The sequence below is a fragment of the Pseudomonas sp. Pse1 genome, from assembly GCF_024519635.1.
Taxonomy (GTDB): domain Bacteria; phylum Pseudomonadota; class Gammaproteobacteria; order Pseudomonadales; family Pseudomonadaceae; genus Aquipseudomonas.
Genome location: NZ_JALJRO010000029.1, coordinates 31,028 through 53,929 on the forward strand (window position 1 = coordinate 31,028; position 22,902 = coordinate 53,929).

A 22,902-nucleotide genomic window follows, 5' to 3' on the forward strand; every position below is an offset into this window, starting at 1 on the left:
ATTCGGTTTCTTGCTATCGCTAACGTGGATACCTGGAGGAGCGATGCGCTTTAAAGGCTTGGATTTGAATTTGCTCGTGGCTCTGGATGTTTTGCTCGCACAGAAAAACATCAGCCATGCTGCAGACAGCGTAAACCTGAGTCAGTCGGGGATGAGCGGTGCTCTGGGCAGGCTAAGGGAATATTTCAAGGATGATTTACTGGTATTGGTGGGCAGAAATTTAGTGCTGACACCGCTGGCTGAATCTCTGGTCATACCCGTTCGCGAAGTTTTGATGTCGATAGATTCAACAATCGTTACTCGTCCGGACTTCAATCCGGCGACAGACGAGAGAACCTACCGAATTCTCGTTTCCGAACTGACCATGCTCTTGCTCATACCCACGGTTGTTCGGCGGCTGGCTCACGAAGCTCCGCTGATCAAAATCGAGCTAATCGCCCAGCACACCCCTCAGGAAATGCTCGAACGTGGAGATGCAGACCTGATGCTAATCCCCGAACAGTTTCTCGCTCCGGAGCATCCGCGACGCAAACTTTATGAGGAGAGTTACGAGTGTGTGGTGTGGTCCGAGAATGACCGATACGGCGACACTTTAAGTTTTGAAGAGTACATCGAAGCGGGTCACGTGACGGTTCAACATGGCCCAAATCACATTCCTGCATTCGATGGCTGGTTTCTCAACCACTACGGGGTTTTACGCAGGACGGAGATCATGACTTCGAACCTGACTTTCCCTCCCTTGCTCGTGGTAGGAACACAGCGTATTGCGACGGTTCATAAACGTCTGGCTACAAAAGCAGCGGCATATTTACCCATTAGAATCCTGCCACCTCCCATCGATATTCCGCCGCTAAGTCAGATGCTTCAATGGCACAAAAATCGCTCAAGTGATCCCGGCCTCATGTGGGTATGTGATGTCCTGGCAGAAGAAGCCAGCAAGGTCTGACACTGCGAATTCAAATGCCTTGAGGGTTTCTCACCGAGCGATTTGAAGAGCTAACTTATCACGGCTCGAGGTATCCACCCTGAGGTTACCTCGCATCCAGACAAACGATTTGATAAATACACCCTCCCCTCCCTAACCTTCTTCCAAGGTCGCAAGTCCAGTCGGCCTATGCACTTTCATCTCCCAATGAAAGCGGCATGTTCTTCATGAGCTGGAAGTGACATGAACAAAAATAAGATAAGTGCGGACGATCTCGTACCCGCAATACATCGCATCCTTCTAAAGACCACGGCACGGCTAAACACCACTGCGCCAGTCAGACCGTGCTTGGCTTCTAAGCCCCTGCAATCCTCCAACAAAAATCAATGCCTATGGCCGAGTATCCCTTTTTCGATTGAATTATCAGATTCGAACAGGGACACGCATTCACAGGTTGATGGGTGCATCAGACATATCCCGTGGCCATGACCGGAAACCAAAAAATTCAGATCAGCCAGGGAAACGGCTCCTCTTACGCACTGCAGGTGAGTCGTGCATCATCCGAGGAAATACACGCATGTTAGATGTCATTGTCAGTCAAAAAACGAAAGAAGCAGAGGGGATTTACAGCTTCGAACTGGTAGCTGTAGAAGGGTCATCCTTACCACCTTTCAGTGCCGGATCACACGTAGACGTTCACCTGCCAGACGGTTTGGTTCGCCAATACTCTCTATGCAATTCGCCCAACGAAGTACACCGCTACCTGATTGCCGTGTTGCTCGATCCAGCCTCCCGTGGCGGTTCGAGCGCCATGCATGAGCAGGTTCATGCGGGATGCCGCCTAAAAATTAGCGAACCTCGAAACTTGTTTCCTCTGGAAGGTGCTGCAGCCAAGTCGGTTCTTTTTGCCGGAGGCATAGGCATAACGCCCATTCTTTGTATGGCAGAACGGCTAACACAGGCTGATGCCAACTTCACACTCCACTACTGCTCCCGCTCCGAAGAACGAACTGCCTTCGTCGAGCGTCTTCGTAACTCGCCCTTTTCCGAGCAGGTCCATATCCATTTCGACGATGGCGATGCGACTCAGAAACTGTCTACAGAAGCCGTTCTCACCGGTGCTAGTCCGCAGGACCACCTATACGTGTGTGGACCCGTCGGATTCATGGAGTTTGTGCTCAGCGAAGCACGAAAGTATGGCTGGGCAGAAAGTCAGCTCCATCGCGAATACTTCAGCGCAAACGTCGTAGCCAAAGATGATGACGGCAGTTTTGAAGTAAAGCTGGCCAGCAGCGGTACTTCGTATTTTATCCCGGCCGACCGAAGCGTCGCTGAAGTACTGATCGACGCGGGTATCGACATCCCCCTGTCCTGCGAACAAGGCATTTGCGGAACGTGCATGACCAGGATCATCCAGGGCACCCCGGACCACCGCGACATGTTCATGACTGACTCGGAGCACGCTGCGAACAATCAGTTCACACCCTGCTGCTCTCGATCAAAGTCACCATTGCTCGTCCTGGATATTTGAAAAAAACTCCAGCGCACCGCTATGACTGCCACCGCTAGTAGCCCGAAAGCGAACAATAAATAGGAGACACACCGTGAAAACAGCGACTATTCAGCAGTTCGATCCACAGAGCAATTCCACGCCGGCAGGCTTTCCACAGGATCAGTGGTATGTGGCAGGTTTCTCCTGGGAACTGACTGACAAGCCCGTCGCACGCACGCTTCTTGGCCAACCGCTCGTGCTCTTTCGTGACAAAGATGGCAAAGCCTCTGCACTTGAAGACCGTTGCTGCCATCGCGCCGTGCCTCTCTCTCTTGGAACACTTGAAGATGGAGCGATCCGCTGCGGTTATCACGGCCTGCTCTTCAACGGCAAAGGTCAGTGCCTGGAAATTCCTGGCCAAGTGAAAGTTCCTGGTGGAGCCCGTGTGCGCGCGTTTCACGTTGTCGAGCGCGATCAGATCATTTGGCTATGGCATGGGAAAAACCCGGCTGAAGCGCCCGAGAGTGAACCGCCAGAGTATCCGCATCACTCCAGCGGAAAGTACCTCTTTGACGGCGACGTGTATCACTACGAAGCGCCCTGGCAGCTCATTCACGACAACCTGTTGGATCTCAGCCATCTGGGTTATGTGCATCTGCGCACTATCGGCGGGAACGCGAAGATTCATATGAATGCGCACATGCAGGTCACCGGCGATGACAACTCTGTCCGGGTTGTGCGGTATATGCCTGACTCTGAACCACCACCCACTTACACAGCGGCATATCCCTTCAAAGGTCGGATCGATCGGTGGCAGGAAATTGAATTCCACCTGTCACATCTCTTGATCTGGACAGGTGCGGTGGACGCTGGAAGCGAGTCGGTGACGGCCCCGGACCGGGGCGGCTTTCACATGCGAGGGTTCCACGGAATCACCCCTGAAACTGAGACGACCTGCCACTACTTCTGGACGATGGCGACCAATCCGATTTCGGACCCAGAGGAGACCAAACGGAAAGTCATCGAGCAGACCACGCTGACTTTCGATGAAGACAAGCAAATCATCGAAGCTCAATACGCAAACATGTGCCGCTTCGGTGCAAAACCGATGCTCGACATCCACGTTGACGTGGGTCCCAACCGAGCCCGGCGTATCGTTGATCGTCTTTTGAAGGACAACCCATAACACCGTACAAGCGTGGCTTTCGAGTGATCGCGGCACAGCAACAGTGTTGCTCGTTCGTCCCATCTGCGACCTGAGGCTTTGCAGCACTCAGGCCCTTTCCCACAACTGGAACGCGACTAGGTTGGAGTGCGGCCGGCACATGACGGCTTTGTCAGGATCCGCATTCACGACCTGAAGCACACCTTTGGCAGAAGGCTGCGTGCTGCAGGCGTGACGGAAGAGGATCGCAAAGCGCTGCTCGGCCACAAGAACGGAAGCATCACCAGCCACTACTCAGCGGCGGAACTGGATCAGATTATTGCGGCGGCAAACAAGGTTTCAGCAACCGACTCGCGCGCACCAGCGCTGACGATTCTGAAAAGGAGGGAAGCATGAACGAAAACGCCAGGGCACTCGGAAAGTCACTATGGCAGAAACAACAAAGCCGCTCGAAAGCGGCTGAGTCATTGAATAATATGGTCGGGACGGAGTGATTCGAACACTCGACCCCTAGCACCCCATCTACTTTTTCGTACTTCTTGAAAGCTTCCAAAATTTTACTCTGGATTTTTCCAAGCGAGTATTTACTTGAGCTCCAGCGGTGTTCTGCTCTACGAGAGTCCAGTAACGTCCATCAAGAGCCGACGTTTTTGTGGGGGTAAAAGTAGGGGGAGTCTGATTTATGGCCAAAATTACCATCAAAGAACTCGAGTCGCTGACCGCCAACGATGCCGGCCGCATCCTCCGGGAAGATGGCAATCTCGCAGGTCGAATTTCCCTGCGTAAGGACGGCGTGTCGGTCAGCTTTTTTTATCGCTATCGGTGGGGCGACCAGAACAAAGAATACGCCTGCGGGTCCTGGCCACGCAAATCCCTGACGGACATCCGCAAGGCCCGCAACCAGGCACGGGCACTCATTGATGTGCAGATCAATCCCAACGAGCACAAGAAAACCGCCAAGGCACAGGCATACGCCGCGGCTAACGTAGAGGCCGAACAAGTAAAAACGACGAAGGTGCAAACACTGACGGTCCAAGATTTGGCGAAGGCCTGGCTGTTGGATGGCGTGGCGCGTAAAGATGGCAATGCTGAATTGCAACGACGCTTTAACAAGGACCTTTTTCCGGCACTTGGCAAGACCGCGGTGAACAATGTTTCAGAACACGATGTTCGGGTGCTGATCCGGGCCGTGGTCAACCGCGGCGCTTACCGGCAAGCCATCAGCTTCTTCGCCGACCTCACCCAGATGTTTAGCTGGGCTAGAAAACGTCAGCCCTGGCGGGCCTTATTGATCGAGGGTGATCCAACTGAGCTGGTCGACATCTCCCCCTTGATCCCTGCCGACTACGAAGCCGAAAGAAGCCGCATCCTTTCGCCAACTGAGCTGTTGGAACTGCACAACCGCTTCCAGCAAATGACCGCCGATTACAACGCCCTCCCCGCCGGCCAAAAATACGAGGGCATTCGGCCGTTAAAGAAAGAAACTCAACTCGCGCTCTGGATCAGCCTGGGCACCTTGTGCCGGATTGGCGAGCTGCTCCAGTCCGAATGGAAAAATGTCGACCTGGACCGGCAGACCTGGTTCCTCCCCAGTGAAAACGTCAAAGGCACCCGGGGCAAGAAACAGGACCACCATGTGTTCCTCTCGCCATTTGCCCTGCATTTCTTTCAGGAACTCAAGACGCTGACGGGAAACTCTGAATGGTGCTTTCCCAACAAGCAGGATGATGGGCATGTGGATGTGAAAGTGGTGAGCAAACAGGTCGGCGATCGTCAGGCTCGGTTCAAAAACCGTAAGGCCCTCTCTAGACGGCGTCATGACGATACCCTGGTGCTTGCTGACGGCCAGAACGGTGACTGGACCCCGCATGACCTGCGCCGTACCGGCGCGACCATGATGCAGGCCTTGGGGGTCAGCCTGGACGTCATCGATCGCTGCCAAAATCATGTGTTGGCCGGCTCTAGGGTGAGGCGTCATTACCTGCATCACGACTATGCCGAAGAGAAGAAAAACGCCTGGGACCTGTTGGGCGATCGACTCAGTGCCGTGCTGTCCTCAACTTACGAGCATCCACCAAGCAAGTCGATGATGTCTTTTCCAGCGTACGCCGCCACTGAATCCTTGCCGCCTTCATCAGCCTAATCAGCTCGATTAGCCCGGTAGCATCCTTGACCACCGCTGTGTCTGATCTCACGACTGATCTTAGAGTCTGCTCGCCCTAGCAGCGTGTCCATGGAACGGATCGAGTTACCTGCCACCACTGCACGCGAAATCTCTTCGCGTTCAGCCAACGTCAGGCCCAATCCGGACCTGCGCTGTACAGAGGGGCTGATACCGCCTATTTCCGTCAGGATGCGCTGTATCAATGAGCGGTTTCGTTCAAATAGTAGGGCGACCTGCTGGATAGTCGCCTTTTTACCAGTGATCCCACATCAATTTTTTCTGACTTTCGGTGTAATAGATCCGAGGTCTCTGCTTCATCTGTAACACTCCTTCTGCTTACACAGAATTTAATTGTGGTGCATCGACCGGTTGAATCCACAGTAGATAGCAGCCCTTTCATAACAGGCTGCAACGGACCAAGATTGGTCATTGTTTTCGAACTAGTTGTAGGAGGAACAACACCAGTATCACATTCAACATAGCCAACGAACTTAGCCCAGCAAGCACACCGCCCGCCCCCCACGTTTGCAAAAGGTAACCACCAGCAAGAGGTGTGAGTGCCTGTCCAATAAGTGAAGGTCGAGACATGCGACCCATTAGCAAAACATAATGCGTTGGCGACATCAGCGTCAACGGTAGCAGCCCCCGAACAATCGCTCGCAAACCATTACCAGCACCATAAAGTACGAGGCCAAGACCCGTCATTGCCGGCGTCATGGTCACAACCGACAGACCGATTGCCACTAGTACGACAGAGATCAACGTCGTCCAAATTGGGTGTCGCTTTCGTGAAAATACTTGCAGAATCCGCGAGCCTACCTGACTCGGCCCCAGTAAAGCGCTGAATCCGATGGCAGCTGCAAGTGAATACCCCTGACCTTGAAGCAAAGAAATCAGCTGAACAGAGATTGCCGTCATGATCACTGCGCCCAACGCAAAAATCGTCGTGAGGAGCCAGTAAACCCGTCGATCAATCGACAGACTTTCATCGTACAACGCGTCATTTTTTCTGAGTGAAACCGAGCCTCTCGGTAGCACCCACATATAAAGCGGTGCCACAGTCAGCACTAACAACGCTCCATAGGACAAACACGTTGAGCGCCAACCAATGTAATCGATGACTAACGCAACCGCCGGCCAGGAAAGCGTTGTCGCAAACCCTGAGATCAATGTAATTCCTGTAATCACACCGCCCGCTCGCTCACCGTAAAGTGAACCTAAACAGGCGAATAGTGCTTCATACAATCCAAGCGCCATGCCAATGCCGATGACTGACCAAGCCAGTAAAAAAAACGGCAATGACGTGGAATTGGCCATCAGAAACAATCCAATGGCGACTCCTAGACCACTACTGGCAAGAATTGGGCGACCGCCATAGCGGGCAATCAGTCGACTGATCAACGGAGCCAACACCGCAGAAACAAGAATGCTCAGAGACAATGCGCCATAGACCCACTGGCTAGCCCAGCCTGTCTCTTCAATGATCGGATCGGCCATTACGGCCATAAGGAAGAACGAACCTCCCCAGACCAAAACTTGCAGTATCCCTAACAAGACGATGCCGAACTTTCCAGGTAGTGGAGTTTGATTTCTCAAAACAATGTCATCAAAGATAAGAAATGCATGCAAAGCCACGAACGCATAAGCGACTGGGCTCAAGGGTGTTAACTATCTTCAAGCCACCGACTCAATAGCAGAGTCGTCAGTTGCGGCTGCTCAAGCGGCGGCAGATGCCCACATTGAGGCACCACCACCAATCGAGAATGCGGTATGCCGCGATGGATTTCTTCGGACTCAACTGGAGGGGTGATTTCGTCGCTTTCACCAACAACGATCAAGGTCGGGACCACAATGCTCTTCAATAATGGTCGATAATCGAGACGCTCTATAATCGCCAATTGCTGCCGAACAAACCCTTCCTTTCCTACTGCTGCGGCCATTTCCTGCACCGTATCGGCAATCGCAGTTCCAATGCAGCGGGGATGCACAAGCTTGGGCAACAGTTGTGGTGTTACGCCCTTGAACCGGCCAAGTTGTGCAAGAGTCAGCAGGCCACGTCTCGCCTTGGTACGGGCTTCATCGTCCGGTCGCACCATCGTGTCTATCATTGCCAACTTCAAAACCCGCTCAGGTGCCTTTTTCATAATTTCCATGGCTACATATCCGCCCATGGACAACGCAGCGAGTGCAAAAAAAGGTGGTGCTTCATCCAGAGTCCGCTCCGCCATCTGAGCAATGCTGGAGTCAAGGGAGACATCAGGGATGCAGATATGCGTTGAGTTTTCCAAGACGGATTTTTGATGTGCCCAAAGGCGGTCATCGCAAAGCAATCCGGGGATAAGCACGAGCGGCGTAAGGTTGGAAGACAACGGGGTTTCCTTCATAGGTTCATGGTCGAGGATTGATGTTGTTCAAAGCATGTGCCCTGCCCAGATTTCGCGACCTACTAGATCGGCGGCAATCTCGATGAACGCATCTCCAACAAATTTTGCGGCGGGGCTGACTCGCCTGTCCGCGGGAAATACCTGGACCAATTTACGCATGGGAATAGGGTCGACCAAAGGTGCAGCACTGAGCACTCCCGATTCAATTTGCGTGTAAATCGATGCCAGTGGCAAAGCTGTCAAACCGAAGCCATTGCGAACCAGGTCAATCATCGCGCCGAAGGAGTCAGCTTCAACACTGGTTTTGAGCTTGATGCCGACTTCTCGCGCACAATTATCCAGAATCACGCGAAGACTGTGGCGGGCGCTTGGCAACACCAATTGCTGCTCGGCCAAAGACTCGAATGACACCGGCGCATCCAGGCGTAGATTGGCACTGGCAGGTCCGACCAGCAGCAAGTTTTCCATCATCACCGGCACGATACGCAGCGTATGCAAGGGTTGGGGATCGTAAGAAATCGCCAGTTCCAATTCGCCACGCTGAACCCAATCCAGCAGGTAGCCGCTAAAGGCGGAGGAGAACCTGATGGCAAGATTCGGATGCTCTTCTTTGATTTTCCGCACCAGCGGAACGGTGACAATTTCCGCTACCGTCGGTGTTGTACCGATCATCACCGTGCCCCGAAAAGAAGACTTCCCGCCCACGACCGAACTTCGAATGGACTCCATCTCTTCCATGATCCGGGTGGCATGCGCCAAGACTTCACGGCCGGCATCGGTAATTTCCATGCCTCGTCCATGCCGATCAAAAAGGTAGGCCCCGAGTTCCTTTTCCAACAGACGAATTTGCCTACTCAGCGCCGGTTGTGCGATGTGAAGCCGGTCGGAGGCCTTGCTGAGACTGCCAAGCTCGGCCACATGAATTAGGGTCTTGAGTTGAACGACATCCATTACCAGGCCAGTCAAAGTCGGGCTCGGCGCGAAATGCGTCGAAAGTAGTATGAGTGTAAACGCATTAGCGTTCCTTGGAATGCCACAGGACCCGCGCCGCATGGGGCCTCGCGGCTTTCGAGCCAGCTGTATCCCCCAGCCCGCACGGGTTGCAAGGCAAGCTATAAAATTTCGGTATATCAGTTAGGCCTGGCTGACGGCTTATTACCCTCGTCACTCTGCGGTAGCGTGCAATCAACGTCGACGCCAAGAGCGATCGACTGAATACAAGAATAAGATTCGAGGGCTTGCGCCATGATTTACTACCTTTCTCGTTACCTGACCGACCCGCCTTACACAGTCAGTGAACAGCTGACCTCTCATATACATCCCCCCTCTTCATGTGCCTTGGTCGTCAAAGGGTCACAGCAACTGCGTTAAGCACATCAACCCATCGAGCTAGCAACGTCGGACACGCATCAGCGTGCGCCTCGTATCGTCTCGCCTTGAAAAAAGGGTGAACAGAATGTCTGCATCAACCAGCGACTCAACACTCCACACTGAAAAGTCCGATCAGATAAAAAGTCCGAATCGCGTCAGAGCCATCATGGGTGCCTGCTCGGGCAATCTGGTGGAGTGGTACGACTTTTTCATTTACGCCTATACCGCCATCTATTTTGCAAGCTCGTTTTTCCCCAAAGGCGACACCACCAGTCAGTTGCTCGCAACCGCCGGCGTCTTCGCCGTCGGCTTTTTCATGCGGCCGCTCGGCGGTTGGATTTTTGGCTGGATTGCTGATACCCGCGGCCGCAAGGTATCGATGATTATCTCGGTGTTCATGATGTGCGCCGGTTCCTTGTTGATTGCCGTCATGCCGACCTATGAAACCATCGGTGTGGCGGCGCCAGTTTTGCTTGTCGTCGCCAGGCTGATTCAGGGGCTGTCAGTCGGCGCGGAGTACGGCACCGGCGCCACCTACATAAGTGAAATCGCGACACCTGGGCGTCGCTGTTTTTATGGCTCCTTTCAGTACTTCACCATCATTGCCGGTCAGCTCTTGGCATTGATGACCGTGGTAATTCTCCAGCAAACCCTCACCGGCGAAGAATTGCGCGACTGGGGCTGGAGGATTCCGTTCTTCATCGGTGCCCTGAGCTCAATCGTGGTGGTGTATCTGCGCCGCGCCATGCATGAAACCGCCACCAAGAAAGACATGAGCCGCAAAGACGCCGGCTCGCTACGCGGCATGTTCAAGCACAAACGGGCGGTCGCGCTGGTGGTAGCGTTTACCATCGGTGGTTCTTTGTACTTCTACACCTTCACCACCTATATGCAGAAGTTCCTGGTGATCTCAGCCGGTTTCAGCCCGGAAACGGTTAGTTTCATCATGACCGCGGCCCTGGTCGGTTTCATGTTCTGCCAGCCACTGTTCGGCTTGCTGGCGGACCGTATCGGGATCAAGGCGCACATGCTGATGTTTTCCGGGTTGGCGATGCTGTTGGTGATTCCCCTGCTCTATTCACTGCAATCGGTCAGCAGCCCGTTTACGGCGTTCCTGCTGGTGTTTGGTGGCCTGGCCATTGCGTCGCTCTACACCCCGATTGCCGGGATCGTCAAAGCTGAACTGTTCCCACCTGCGGTACGCGCATTGGGCGTAGGCTTTCCGTATGCCATCGGCAATGCGGCATTCGGCGGCACCGCCGAATACGTCGCCTTGTCGCTCCGGTCCCAAGGCATTGAGGAATATTTCTTCTTCTATGTCGCGGCCGTCGTGACCATCACTTTCATCGCCGCGATGCTGATGCCGAATCTTTCGCGCTATGGGTACATCAGCGGTTCCGGTGAGATCGAAGAGCGCACCGGTTTGAAGGGTTGCGCAAAGTCACACGCTGCGAGCGTTTGAAGCACTGACGATTACAGCAGGTATTTGAAAAGGGCCCATGAGATCCATGGGCCCTTTTTGCATCACTGGGTAGCGGATGCAGGTGCAACTTGAGTGATAGTTTCGGCGGGGACGTTGGCCGCGTGTTCCCGGTTCGGCCATGCCTGCAAATCAAGATCAAGATCCTTGAACTGACTTGAATCGAAGACAGGCGTCTTGATACCGGCTTTGCGTTGCTGGTCATAGTCGCGCAGCAAGCGCATGCCGACATTGAACAACAGCGCCAGGGCGATCAGATTCACGAAGGCCAGCAGCGTCATGGTGATATCGGCAAAAGCGAACACAGTGCCCAGATTTTGTACGGCCCCCCAAAGGATCAGCAGCAGCACCAAACCACGATAGACAATGACTGCAGCGCGCTTGTCGCCCAGCAGAAAGCGCAGGTTATTCTCGCCCAGGTAGTAGTTGTAGAGAATCGACGTGAAGACAAACAGAGCCAACGCCACGCTGATGAAGGTGCGTCCCCAGTCTCCGACCACTGCCGCCAACGCGTTCTGAGTCAGCACCAGGCCATCGCCTTCAAAACCAGCCGTGTAAAAGCCTGACAGCAGAATCAGCAGCGCCGTACAGGTACAGATCACAAAGGTATCGAGAAAAACGCTGAAGGCCTGAACCACCCCTTGAGCCGCCGGGTGATCCACTTTCGCCACCGCAGCTACGTTGGGAGCACTCCCCAGTCCCGCCTCGTTGGCAAACACCCCACGTTTGACGCCCATGACAATGGCACTGCCGACCAGGCCGGCAAACGCCTGATCCAGGCCGAAAGCACTTTTGAAGATGGTCATCAGCATTCCGGGAACATGATCAAACTGGAGCACGATCACATAAACGGTCACGCCAATGTAAGCCAGCGTTTTGACCGGCACCAGCAGGTCCGAGACCGCGGCGATGCGCTTGATGCCACCCATGAACACCAGGCCAAGCAATATGGCAATCGTAATGCCGGAGTAGGTCGTAGAGAAACCGAACGCATTATTCAGCGAGTGAGTCACGGCATGGGATTGCAGTCCGTTGAAGGCGAAACCAAAGGTCACCAATAGCAGTAACGCCATGACCTTGCCCAGCCAGGGTTGTTTCAGTCCGTACTGGATGTAGTACGACGGCCCGCCGCGGAACTGTCCGTTCGCATCACACCGTTTGTACAATTGCCCCAGGCTGCATTCAAAGAAGCTGGTGGACATACCCACCAGCGCCGTCACCCACATCCAGAACACCGCGCCCGGCCCGCCCAGCGTTACCGCCAACCCGACACCGGCGATATTGCCCGCACCTACGCGCCCCGCCAGGCTAAGCATCAAGGCCTGGAAGGAGCTGATCTGCCCGGCACTCTTTTGCACGCTATCGCGGAAGGCGCCGAACATATGCAGAAAATGGCGGAACTGGACAAAGCGTGAACGCACCGTGAAGTAGCCGCCCAGGCCTACGATGAGCACGATCAGAAGCTTGCCGGAGAGAAAATCATTAATGACATCAAGCATGGGTCGAACCTCTTGTTGTTATAGGTACACGGATTTCAGGCACGCACGCGCCTGCACACGTCGCCGCCCAAAGGCAGGAGAAGTGACTGAATCAGCTTTTGAATTTCAACTCCGTGGCCTGGCCAGGCTCCCGCGAACGATCAGGAAGCCCTCAGGACGACCGGGCTTACCCGGTAAGGCTGCTCACCTGGAAATCGGCGATCTGTTGCCACATCGCGATGGGGTTGGAATACATCGGGAAATGCCCGCAATCAGGAATGGGGGCCAGCCGGACACCTTCGGCCTGGATATGCGGCAGATAGGACAGTGACGCGTTCTGCTCGCCGTACATGAACATTCGTGGACATTTCAAGCCGAGGAATTTGCTCATCAGATCGGCATTATCTGAAAGATCTACCATCGACTGGAATATCCCCCGCACCGCACCGGCACGCACCTTGTGCCGCAAGCTCGCGGAATAGAGTGCACTGGCATAGGCAGGGGCGTGTCGGGCACGTTCGATGAAGGCGGCGAAAAACACCTCGGGATCGTTGCTCGGATAGTCGATGATCTGCCGGCTGAGGAAGCAGTCTTCCGGGGCGATATTGCCCTCGATATCGACGAAACTAAGCACCCGGTCCGGGAACTGGTGGGCCAGCATCAGCGCGGTCAGCCCACCCATGGAGTGGCCGACCAAATGGAAGCGTCCGATGCCAAAATGCGCCAGCACCTGCAACGCAGTCTGCAGCAGAAAGGGAATGGAGATTCTGGAAAGATCACTGCACTGGCTTTCGCCGCAACCCGGTGCGTCGTAAGCCACGAAAGGGTGACCGGCGAACGCGGGCTGCTGCACGATGTCGGCATAGTCCTCCTTGGTCGAACCAAAACCATGCAGGAACACGATCGGCGCAAGGACGCCGTCGCGATGGATGGCGGCCACGTTCAGTTGGACACCCTCCACCGTCAGAGGGAGTTGCACATGAGTGAACGTTTCTGGAGAAGACACGTTGTTGACTCCTTGAACGAAAAGGTACCGCCGAACCTGGGTTGCCGGCAGCCAGGCTCGCAATTTCAAGGGAATCGAGCCTTCTGTAAATTCCTAATACGGGAAGGCTTTCATACGCCAAACCTATCATTCTTGTTCACGCATAGGGCCTTGGTCGACTCACACACGGGACTGGAGACGGGTGACCAGCTCCTGCACCAGCGGATTGGGCCGATCTGCATTCCAGGCCACCGCAGTGGTCACGACATTGAGCTTCTGGATCAGTGCTCGGAATACCACATTGTCCGGTGCCAGTTTTTTCAGCGACGCTGGTACCAGTGCGATACCCTGGCCGCAGCTGACAAAGGCAATTTGCGAGGCGACCGAGCGCACTTCATGCAGCACGCGCGGGGAAAAACCGCTGGCGCGGCAAGTCGCGATCAGATTGTCGAAGTAGACCGGACTAACCTTTCGGGAAAACATCACCAAGGGTTCAGTGGCCAGGCTGGACAGGCTGATTCGCGTGCGCGCAGCCAAGGGGTGATCGCTGGGCAGGGCCACAACCAGGCGGTCCTGAGTCAGCGGCAGTGATTTGATCGAGGCCCCCAGATCACCGTCCAGCCGGGCGAAAGCCAGGTCGATATCCCCGGCTTCCAGCGCCGGGACCGCTTCGACGCTGTCGATCTCCCGTACAGACACGGTGAGGTGCGGGTAATCGCTCTTCAGTTGCTCGATCAAACCCGGCAAGACATCAAACATGGCCGTAGAAATCGCGCCGATGGTCAACATCCCCGACTGCCCCGCCACCGCCTCCTCCACGGCGAGTTCCAACCGCTCCAATTGGTCGGCGAACTTGCGCACGGCTGGCAGAATCGCCGCTCCCACCGGGGTCAGCTTCGCACCGCGTCGCGAGCGATCAAACAGCTTGACCTTGAGCGCCTGCTCCAACACTTGGATCTGCTCGCTCAGCGGTGGCTGGGACATGCCCAAACGCTTGGCCGCACGGCCGAAGTTCTGTTCTTCGGCCACCGCCAGGAACAACCAGAGATGACGAATCAGTCGAAAATTGATCATGATTAATCCATAGGTTTAACGTATCTAACGCATCTGTGATTAGTAATATACCTATAAAATTGTCTCACTGACACTGGGCGCCTCCGTCACCACTGGGGCTTTCCCATGATCAATAAGAGTTTGCTGGATCGCTTGGCGGCGCTGGATACCAACACGGTCTCCGATGCGCTCGACTTCCTCGGCCTGCCGGGTGCCACTGTTGGGCTGCGCCCACTGTGGAACTGCCCAAAGATTGTCGGCCGCGCCAGCACCGTACTGCTGGCTCCTAAATCCGACAATGTCCCCACTGTGCACCTGATTACCCCCGTGGTGGAACAGATCGACAGCGATGATCGTGTGCTGGTGATCGCAGGTGGAATCGAAGGCATCTCCTGCTGGGGAGATATCCTCGCCAATGCAGCGGCCAGCAAGAAAGTGCGCGGCACGGTAATCGACGGTTTCAGCCGCGACATCGACGGCAGCGAGTCGATTGGCTACCCGGTTTATGGCCGCGGGGTGACCATGATCAGTGCCCGCAATCGGGTGGTGCAGATCGATGCCGCCGTAACCATCAACGTGGCCGGCGTCGAGGTCAGCGAGAACGACTATGTCATCGCCGATACCTGCGGCACCGTGTTCGTGCCCTCAGCCTATATCGAGAAAGTGCTCGACCTTGGCGAGCGTATTGCCCGCCGCCAGGACGGCATGGTCGAGGCTGTCCGCAGCGGTCGCTCGGTCGCCGAAGTGATGCATGACACCCAATTCGAAGCGATCCACACGGAGCACGCCTGATGAATATCGAAGACAAAGAACTGGTCGCCTTGTTTGAAGGCCTGGACACCCCGGGCGTCTCCGATGCGCTGGACAAACTCGGCCTGCCCGGCCAATGCCTCGGAGTGGCGCCACTGGACAACTACAGCAAGGTCATCGTCGGTCCCGCGTTCACCGTGCAGTACGTCACGGCCAGCGTACCTCCGGGCACCGTGGGCGATTTCATCGAAGACGTGGCACCGGGCGACGTGGTGGTCATCGACAACGGCGGCCGCACCGACTGCACCGTCTGGGGTGACATCATGACCCAGTACGCCGGTACTCGGCAGATCGCTGCCACGGTCATCGACGGTGTTTGCCGTGACGTGAACAAAGCACTGGGCGATGGCTACCCGATCTTCAGCAAGGGCCGCTTCATGCGCACCGGCAAAGACCGCGTACAGGTTCAGTCGGTCAACCAGCCGGTGTCCATCGGCACCGTCCGGGTCTGTGCCCGCGACATCGTGGTCGCTGACGCCAACGGCGTGGTGATCGTCCCCCGCGCCCATGCGGCTGAAGTGGCGGCATGTGCCCGCCAGATCGAATCGGTCGAAGCCGAGATTCGCGCCCTGATCAGCCAAGGCAAAACCCTTAAAGAAGCCCGGGCCGCACTGGGTTACCACAACCTGCAGAGGAAAGTCTGATGACTATGCTCCCCCTCCCCCTGGATTCTTACGCACGGGCAAAAGTGCTTGGCAGTTCGACGCTGTATGAAGCATCTCATCTGTCTTGCGCGGTCGACAGCGCGATCCGCCCGATCTGGGACGGTGCCTTTATCTCCGCCCCCGCTTACCCTCTGGAATGCTCACCCGGCGACAACCTCGCCCTGCACCTTGCGATGGAACGTGTGCCCCGTGGCAGCGTGCTGGTCGTCGGTACGGGTGGTTTCATCGCCGGTTATTGGGGCGAAGTGCTCACCGTGGCGGCCGAAGCGGCTGGCGTGGTCGGGCTGGTGATCGATGGTGGCGTACGCGATATTGCGGCCCTAAAGAAACGCCAGTTCCCGGTGTTCGCCCGCGGCATCTCGCTGAAAGGCACAGTCAAGGCTAGTGCGCCTTCGGTGGGGCAGCCGTTCAATTTCAATGGTGCCTTCGTGACACAGGGCGACTGGGTGGTGGCCGACGATGATGGTGTGATCATCATTCCCAAAGCGGATGCCGCACGCACCCTGGCAGAAGGTGAAGCGCGGGCGGACAAGGAAGCGCAGATGATGCAGGCGTTGACCGAGGGCCGTTCGACCCTGGAACTGATGAACCTGACTGAGTGGAGAACTCGCGCATGAGCGCCGATATCCAGCGTCTAAATCAGCGTTTAGCCAATGCGCAGCCGTCCGCGACTTACCGAATCATGGATCGGGTGGCAGAACGCCGGGGGCAAGGCGCGAAAATTATTTCGCTGTGTGCCGGCGAGCCGGATTTCGATACGCCAAAGCATGTGCGTGAAGCGGCCATTCATGCCATTGAACACGGCCACACCCGCTACACCCAGGTCGCCGGTGTACGTTCACTGCGAGAAGCAGTGGCCGCCAAGTTCCGTCGTGAGAACGGTCTGGACGTTGCCTGGCAAGAGACCCTTGTCTGCAACGGTGGCAAACAGGTGATCTACAACGCCTTGGCCGCGACCCTCAATGAGGGTGACGAAGTTATCGTGCCGGCGCCGTACTGGGTCAGTTACCCGGAGATGGTTCAATTGTGTGGCGGTGAAGCCCAAATCGTTACTTGCGACGCCGACACTGGCTTCAAGCTGACGCCCTCGGCGCTGGCCGCCGCGATCACACCGCAGACCCGCTGGTTGATCCTCAATTCGCCGTCCAACCCGACCGGCGCGGTGTATAGCCGGGAAGAACTGCACGCCTTGGCTGAGGTGTTGTTGGCTCACCCTCACGTGCTGATTCTGGCCGATGACATCTACGAGCATCTGATTTTTGATGATCAAGCGTTCTACACCCTGGCCCAGGTTGAACCACGACTGGCACCTCGCACCCTGACCATGAACGGTGTGTCCAAGGCCTATGCCATGACCGGCTGGCGAATCGGTTTCGCCACAGGGCCGCGCTGGTTGCTGGAAGCCATGGAAAAACTGCAAGGTCAGCAAACCTCTGGCGCCAGCTCTGTGTCGCAACAGGCTGCGCTCGCGGCACTGGAAGGTCCCAAGGATTTCATCCGTGAAAGCCGGGTGGCATTCCAGAGTCGTCGCGATTTGATGGTGGCGCTGCTGAACGACACCCCAGGCCTTGAATGCGTCAGTCCAGCCGGGGCGTTCTACGCGTTCGCGTCCTGTGCCGGATTGATCGGGCGTACCTCAGCGGGTGGCCGGGTACTGCACACCGACGAAGATGTCGCGCATGCGCTGCTCGACGAAGCGGATGTCGCCGTAGTGCATGGCAGCGCTTTTGGACTTGGCCCTTACATTCGCATTGCCTACGCCCTGGATGACGCTTCATTGCGCCGGGCCTGCGAGGCGATCCGTACATTCTGTACTTCTCTGCGTTAATAATTTCCCTTCCCATAATGCGTGGCTATCGCCGTTGCCTGGCAGGCCACGCATTCACCCCACCTGCTATACAAAATGGGCATATCTCAAAGACAAAAACGGTAGTCGTAGTCCGCTCCCAGCACTCCCAGAATGTGTAAAAACACAAAAGCAGCACTGCTTGGGAGATTGGCATGTCAACAGAAGCTGAACACACCGTGGGACAGGATTGGCAGGAGGACGTGTTTCGCGTGCTCAAGGCCCACGACGTCAAACACGTGGTCTTCGTACCGGATGCAGGCCACTCGGCGGCGATCCGTATGTCGTATGCAGACCCGGACATCAAGGCCGTTGTCCTCACCACCGAAGAAGAAGGCATCGGCTATCTCGCCGGCGCATGGCTTGGCGGCGAGCGCGGCGCTCTCTTGATGCAGTCCAGCGGCGTCGGTAACTGCATCAATACCCTGGCACTTCAAGTCTGTGCCGGCTTTCCGCTGTTGATGGTGGTCACCATGCGCGGCGACTGGGCCGAATTCAACGCGTGGCAGAACCCGATGGGCCAGGCCACAGAAGCCTCCCTGAATCTGATGAAAGTAATGACCTGGCGCGCGGACGTCCCGGAAGACGTTGCCCCGCTGCTGCACGGTGCCGCGACCATGGCCTTCAACGGTGATTCGTCCACTGCCCTGCTGCTCGGTCAGCGCCTGATTGGAGAAAAGAAATGGGTCAAGTAAGCGCAAACCACACCCTGTGCCGCCGCGAAGTGGTCAAGGCCTTGCTGGCCGACCGCAAAGACGTTCTGGTCGTGACTGGCCTGGGTTCAGCGTCCTATGACGTTATGGCCGCCGGCGACAACGATCTGAATTACTACCTGTGGGCTGCCATGGGCAGCGCGATCACTGTGGGTCTGGGCCTGGCCAATGCGCAGCCAGACAAGTCGGTGGTGGTGGTCACCGGTGACGGCGAGTTGCTCATGGGCTTCGGCGCACTGGCCACAGTGGCACTGCAAAAGCCCGCCAACCTGACCATTGCAGTGCTGGATAACGGTCACTTTGGTGAAACCGGCATGCAAGTCAGCCACGCCGGTTTTGGTATTTCCCTGGACCAGGTGGCGAAGACTTGCGGCTTCAGCTGGACCGATGAAATCCGCGACATGGAAGGCGTACATGACCTGCGCGAGCGCTTTGCGAGCCGCGACGGCGTCAAGCTCGCGACGATAAAGATCAAAGCGGAGAACCCGCCTCGGGTGCTGCCGCCGCGCGATGGTCATTACGTCAAGAATCGCTTTCGTGCCGCCTTGGGTTTCAACCCGATCTGATTGCTATTTGCCCGGCCCCGGTCACGCAGGGCAGATGCCGTGCGTGACGCGTTGAGGAGAATAAAAATGACTGACCGTAACTCTGAAGAACTCAATGCCATCCGCGAGGGCGTACGCGCTCTGTGCGCTGAATTCGATGCGGCTTACTGGCGCAAAGTCGACGAAGAAAAAGGCTTTCCGGAAACCTTCGTCAAGGCACTGACCGACGCAGGTTGGCTGGCAGCGATGATCCCTGTCGAATATGGTGGCTCCGGCCTCGGGCTGGCTGAGGCCTCGGTAATCCTGGAAGAAGTGAACCGCTGCGGCGGTAATTCCGGCACCGTGCACGGCCAGATGTACAACATGTTCACCCTGCTACGACACGGCAGCGAGGCGCAGAAAAGCTACTACCTGCCGAAACTGGCCAGCGGCGAATTGCGCCTGCAATCGATGGGCGTCACCGAACCCACTACCGGTACCGACACTACAAAGATAAAGACCACCGCCGTGCGCAAAGGTGACAAGTATGTGATCAACGGGCAGAAGGTTTGGATCTCGCGCGTCCAGCACTCCGATCTGATGATCTTGCTGGCGCGTACCACGCCGTTGACCGACGTGAAGAAAAAATCCGAAGGCATGTCGATCTTCCTCGTCGATCTACGCGAGGCCATCGGCAACGGCATGACCGTGCAGCCGATCGCCAACATGGTCAATCACGAAACCAACGAACTGTTCTTCGACAACCTGGAAATTCCTGCCGATAGCCTCATCGGCGAGGAAGGCAAAGGTTTCCGCTACATCCTGGATGGCCTGAACGCCGAGCGCACACTGATCGCCGCCGAATGCATTGGCGACGGTCGCTGGTTTATCGAAAAAACCAGCGCCTATGCGCGTGATCGCGTCGTGTTCGGTCGCCCTATCGGGCAGAACCAAGGCGTGCAGTTCCCCATCGCTGAAGCACACATTGAAATCGAAGCGGCTGACCTGATGCGCTGGCGTGCTTGCGAGGAATACGACAGCGGCATCAACGCCGGGGCCAGCGCCAACATGGCCAAGTACCTGGCGGCGAAAGCCTCTTGGGAAGCCGCGAATGCTTGCTTGCAGACCCACGGCGGTTTTGGTTTTGCCTGCGAGTACGACGTCGAGCGCAAATTCCGAGAAACCCGTCTGTATCAGGTGGCGCCCATCTCTACCAACCTGATCCTGTCGTACGTTGCTGAACACCTGCTCGAACTGCCGCGCTCCTTTTAAAGGATCAGCGTAAACCCAGCGCGTCGGCTCAAGCAGGCGCTACTGGGGAGCCATGACAAGAGAGATAATAATCATGAGCCAATCCAAGGCCATCCGTCCGCTCGACGGCATTACCGTCGTCAGCCTTGAACATGCCATAGCAGCGCCCTTCTGTACCCGACAACTGGCCGATCTCGGCGCACGTGTAATCAAGGTCGAACGCCCAGGTACGGGTGACTTCGCCAGAGGTTACGACCAACGCGTCAACGGCCTCGCCTCGCACTTTGTCTGGACCAATCGCTCGAAAGAAAGCCTGACCCTCGATCTGAAACAAGATTCGGCCACCGAGGTGCTAGACAGTTTGTTGGCCACTGCCGATGTCCTGGTGCAGAACCTGGCGCCGGGTGCGGCAGCAAGAATGGGACTTTCATTTGAGGCTTTGCATCAGCGATTTCCACGCCTGATTGTCTGTGACATTTCAGGCTACGGTGCAGGCGGCCCCTATGAAAAGAAAAAAGCCTATGACCTGTTGATACAGAGCGAAGGCGGATTCCTGTCGGTCACCGGCGGACCGGGTGAAGAAGAAATGGCCAAGGCCGGTTGCTCGATTGCTGACATCGCGGCCGGCATGTACGCCTACACCGGAATTCTGTCTGCCTTGCTGTTGCGTGGACGCACTGGCGAAGGTAGCCACCTCGATGTGTCGATGCTGGAAAGCCTGGTCGAGTGGATGAACTACCCGATGTACTACGCCTACGATGGCGCTACACCTCCCCCTCGCGCCGGCGCCGCCCACGCCACGATTTACCCCTATGGTCCCTTCCCCATCGGTGACGGCACCACAGTAATGCTGGGTTTGCAGAACGAGCGAGAGTGGCAGCTGTTTTGCGACAAGGTACTGCTTACTCCTGAACTAGCGAAAGACGAACGCTTCTCTGCCAACTTCAAGCGCGTCGAAAACCGCCAGGCGCTGCGGGCACTCATCGTTGAATCGTTCTCCACACTCAATTTCGATGCCGTGTTTGATCGGTTGGAGCATGCGCAAATTGCTAATGCTCGGGTCAATGACATGCAAGGTGTTTGGGACCATCCGCAACTTCAGGCGCGTGATCGCTGGCGGGAAGTCGAAACCTCTGCTGGCACGGTTCCTAGCTTGATACCTCCAGGCAGCAACAGCGCATTCGAGCCACGTATGGATGCAGTACCAGGCCTCGGCCAGCACACCGAACAGGTGCTCAGGGAATTGGGGCTGGATAAGGATCTTATTGAACAAATGCGCGCAGCCGGGGCGATTTAGCCTTGAGCTGAAAACAAAAAGCCTGCCTGAAACGATCAAAGTTTTTGAGAGAACACTGCCCAATGAAGATCCTGGTAGCTGTGAAACGAGTGGTCGACTACAACGTGAAAGTTCGCGTCAAAGCGGACAATTCCGGCGTCGATCTTACCAACGTCAAGATGTCGATGAACCCGTTCTGCGAAATCGCAGTGGAAGAAGCCGTACGCCTGAAAGAGAAGGGTGTTGCGACTGAAATCGTCGTCGTCTCCATCGGCCCGTCCACCGCTCAAGAGCAACTGCGCACCGCGCTGGCTCTGGGTGCCGACCGCGCCATCCTCGTCGAATCCGCCGAAGATCTGACTTCCCTGGCCGTTGCCAAACTGTTGAAAGCGGTTGTCGACAAGGAACAGCCTCAGCTGGTGATCCTTGGCAAACAAGCCATCGACAGCGACAACAACCAGACTGGCCAGATGCTCGCTGCATTGAGCGGTTACGGTCAGGGCACATTCGCTTCGAAAGTCGAAGTCAATGGCGACAGCGTTGCCGTGACTCGCGAAATCGACGGCGGCGCGCAGACGGTTTCCCTGAAACTGCCAGCGATCGTCACCACCGACCTGCGTTTGAACGAGCCGCGTTATGCGTCCCTGCCAAACATCATGAAAGCCAAGAAGAAGCCGCTTGAAACGCTGACTCCTGATGCTTTGGGCGTTTCCACCGCCTCCACCAACAAAACCCTGAAAGTCGAAGCGCCTGCTGCACGCAGCGCGGGTATCAAGGTCAAGTCGGTGGCTGAACTGGTCGAGAAACTGAAAAACGAAGCGAAGGTGCTTTGAGCTTAGGAGCCTAATCATGACTATCTTGGTAATCGCTGAACACGACAACAAAGTAGTGGCCCCGGCCACGCTGAACACCGTGGCTGCCGCTGCCAAAATCGGCGGCGACATCCACGTTCTGGTTGCAGGCCAGGGCGCTGGCGCCGTGGCTGAAGCCGCTGCGCAAGTGGCTGGCGTGAGCAAAGTATTGGTCGCTGATAACGCTGCCTACGCTCACCAACTGCCGGAAAACGTCGCTCCTCTGGTCGCAGAGTTGGGCAATGGCTACAGCCACATCCTGGCTGCCGCCACTTCCAACGGCAAAAACATCCTGCCGCGCGTTGCCGCTGCACTGGACGTTGACCAGATCTCCGAGATCATCTCGGTAGAAAGTGCCGACACTTTCAAGCGTCCGATCTACGCGGGTAACGCCATCGCTACCGTTCAATCGAGCGCTGCAGTGAAAGTGATCACCGTGCGTGCCACCGGTTTCGACCCGGTTGCCGCT

The 22,902-nt window shown here is 56.2% G+C and carries 21 protein-coding genes and 2 pseudogenes; 16 read left to right on the forward strand and 7 right to left on the reverse strand.

Annotated features, from left to right (window positions below; genetic code table 11):
• Window positions 1-43: 43 nt before the first annotated feature.
• The 5 genes and pseudogenes from NR126_RS26525 (at window position 44) to NR126_RS26545 (ending at window position 5,725) form a co-directional block, all read left to right on the forward strand.
• Complete coding sequence (locus tag NR126_RS26525; RefSeq protein WP_256832355.1) at window positions 44-946, forward strand: LysR family transcriptional regulator; 903 nt, start codon at window positions 44-46, stop codon at window positions 944-946.
• A gap of 556 nt (window positions 947-1,502) precedes the next feature.
• Window positions 1,503-2,456, forward strand: a complete 954-nt coding sequence (locus NR126_RS26530; protein ID WP_256832356.1) for a PDR/VanB family oxidoreductase — start codon at window positions 1,503-1,505, stop codon at window positions 2,454-2,456.
• A gap of 73 nt (window positions 2,457-2,529) precedes the next feature.
• Entirely contained in the window at window positions 2,530-3,603 is a 1,074-nt protein-coding gene (locus tag NR126_RS26535; RefSeq protein ID WP_256832357.1) for an aromatic ring-hydroxylating dioxygenase subunit alpha, read from the forward strand.
• Window positions 3,604-3,729: 126 nt separating this feature from the next.
• Window positions 3,730-3,978: pseudogene (locus NR126_RS26540) on the forward strand (site-specific integrase); the annotation flags it as partial.
• 286 nt (window positions 3,979-4,264) lie between these two features.
• Window positions 4,265-5,725, forward strand: a complete 1,461-nt coding sequence (locus NR126_RS26545; protein ID WP_256832358.1) for a site-specific integrase — start codon at window positions 4,265-4,267, stop codon at window positions 5,723-5,725.
• Here the strand turns inward: NR126_RS26545 and NR126_RS29115 are convergent.
• From NR126_RS29115 to NR126_RS26565, 4 genes are all read right to left on the reverse strand, one after another.
• Entirely contained in the window at window positions 5,722-5,844 is a 123-nt protein-coding gene (locus NR126_RS29115) for a hypothetical protein (protein WP_369826390.1), read from the reverse strand. The genes NR126_RS26545 and NR126_RS29115 overlap by 4 nt on opposite strands.
• 328 nt (window positions 5,845-6,172) lie before the next feature.
• On the reverse strand, window positions 6,173-7,291 hold the full coding sequence (locus NR126_RS26555; protein ID WP_256832361.1) for an MFS transporter: 1,119 nt from the start codon (window positions 7,289-7,291) through the stop codon (window positions 6,173-6,175).
• A gap of 119 nt (window positions 7,292-7,410) precedes the next feature.
• Complete coding sequence (locus NR126_RS26560) at window positions 7,411-8,130, reverse strand: alpha/beta fold hydrolase (protein WP_256832359.1); 720 nt, start codon at window positions 8,128-8,130, stop codon at window positions 7,411-7,413.
• Between the two features lie 27 nt (window positions 8,131-8,157).
• Window positions 8,158-9,081: a LysR substrate-binding domain-containing protein gene (locus NR126_RS26565; protein WP_003442248.1), complete on the reverse strand. Its 924-nt coding sequence runs from the start codon at window positions 9,079-9,081 to the stop codon at window positions 8,158-8,160.
• A 505-nt stretch (window positions 9,082-9,586) separates the two neighbouring features.
• On the opposite strand from NR126_RS26565, the gene NR126_RS26570 reads away from it, so the two are divergent.
• A complete protein-coding gene (locus NR126_RS26570) occupies window positions 9,587-10,963 on the forward strand; it encodes an MFS family transporter (protein ID WP_169874361.1) in 1,377 nt (458 codons plus the stop codon).
• A 62-nt stretch (window positions 10,964-11,025) separates the two neighbouring features.
• On the opposite strand, the gene NR126_RS26575 is transcribed toward NR126_RS26570, so the two are convergent.
• The 3 genes from NR126_RS26575 to NR126_RS26585 all read right to left on the reverse strand — a co-directional run bounded on the left by NR126_RS26575 (window position 11,026) and on the right by NR126_RS26585 (window position 14,518).
• Window positions 11,026-12,480: a sodium:alanine symporter family protein gene (locus NR126_RS26575; protein ID WP_003442242.1), complete on the reverse strand. Its 1,455-nt coding sequence runs from the start codon at window positions 12,478-12,480 to the stop codon at window positions 11,026-11,028.
• A 166-nt stretch (window positions 12,481-12,646) separates the two neighbouring features.
• Complete coding sequence (locus tag NR126_RS26580; protein ID WP_037001505.1) at window positions 12,647-13,465, reverse strand: alpha/beta fold hydrolase; 819 nt, start codon at window positions 13,463-13,465, stop codon at window positions 12,647-12,649.
• A 159-nt stretch (window positions 13,466-13,624) separates the two neighbouring features.
• The gene (locus NR126_RS26585; RefSeq protein WP_003442236.1) at window positions 13,625-14,518 is read right to left on the reverse strand and encodes a LysR family transcriptional regulator; all 894 of its coding nucleotides are present in this window, start codon (window positions 14,516-14,518) and stop codon (window positions 13,625-13,627) included.
• Between the two features lie 105 nt (window positions 14,519-14,623).
• On the opposite strand from NR126_RS26585, the gene NR126_RS26590 reads away from it, so the two are divergent.
• From NR126_RS26590 to NR126_RS26635, 10 genes and pseudogenes are all read left to right on the forward strand, one after another.
• Window positions 14,624-15,289, forward strand: coding sequence for an RraA family protein (locus NR126_RS26590; protein ID WP_003442233.1), 666 nt, complete (start codon window positions 14,624-14,626; stop codon window positions 15,287-15,289).
• A complete protein-coding gene (locus NR126_RS26595; protein ID WP_003442230.1) occupies window positions 15,289-15,951 on the forward strand; it encodes an RraA family protein in 663 nt (220 codons plus the stop codon). Before NR126_RS26590 ends, NR126_RS26595 begins: the two co-directional genes overlap by 1 nt.
• Window positions 15,951-16,589 (forward strand): RraA family protein, encoded by a 639-nt coding sequence (locus NR126_RS26600; protein WP_003442227.1) that lies wholly within the window; start codon window positions 15,951-15,953, stop codon window positions 16,587-16,589. Before NR126_RS26595 ends, NR126_RS26600 begins: the two co-directional genes overlap by 1 nt.
• The gene (locus NR126_RS26605; protein WP_105756055.1) at window positions 16,586-17,800 is read left to right on the forward strand and encodes a pyridoxal phosphate-dependent aminotransferase; all 1,215 of its coding nucleotides are present in this window, start codon (window positions 16,586-16,588) and stop codon (window positions 17,798-17,800) included. Before NR126_RS26600 ends, NR126_RS26605 begins: the two co-directional genes overlap by 4 nt.
• A gap of 173 nt (window positions 17,801-17,973) precedes the next feature.
• Window positions 17,974-18,513 (forward strand): thiamine pyrophosphate-binding protein, encoded by a 540-nt coding sequence (locus tag NR126_RS26610; RefSeq protein ID WP_003442221.1) that lies wholly within the window; start codon window positions 17,974-17,976, stop codon window positions 18,511-18,513.
• Window positions 18,501-19,097: a thiamine pyrophosphate-dependent enzyme gene (locus tag NR126_RS26615; RefSeq protein ID WP_003442218.1), complete on the forward strand. Its 597-nt coding sequence runs from the start codon at window positions 18,501-18,503 to the stop codon at window positions 19,095-19,097. Before NR126_RS26610 ends, NR126_RS26615 begins: the two co-directional genes overlap by 13 nt.
• Window positions 19,098-19,163: 66 nt before the next feature.
• Entirely contained in the window at window positions 19,164-20,327 is a 1,164-nt protein-coding gene (locus tag NR126_RS26620; RefSeq protein WP_105756053.1) for an acyl-CoA dehydrogenase family protein, read from the forward strand.
• Window positions 20,328-20,400: 73 nt separating this feature from the next.
• Window positions 20,401-21,603 (forward strand): CaiB/BaiF CoA-transferase family protein, encoded by a 1,203-nt coding sequence (locus tag NR126_RS26625; protein WP_256832360.1) that lies wholly within the window; start codon window positions 20,401-20,403, stop codon window positions 21,601-21,603.
• Window positions 21,604-21,665: 62 nt separating this feature from the next.
• The gene (locus NR126_RS26630; protein ID WP_218424833.1) at window positions 21,666-22,415 is read left to right on the forward strand and encodes an electron transfer flavoprotein subunit beta/FixA family protein; all 750 of its coding nucleotides are present in this window, start codon (window positions 21,666-21,668) and stop codon (window positions 22,413-22,415) included.
• A 16-nt stretch (window positions 22,416-22,431) separates the two neighbouring features.
• Window positions 22,432-22,902 (forward strand): annotated as a pseudogene (locus NR126_RS26635) (electron transfer flavoprotein subunit alpha/FixB family protein); the annotation flags it as partial.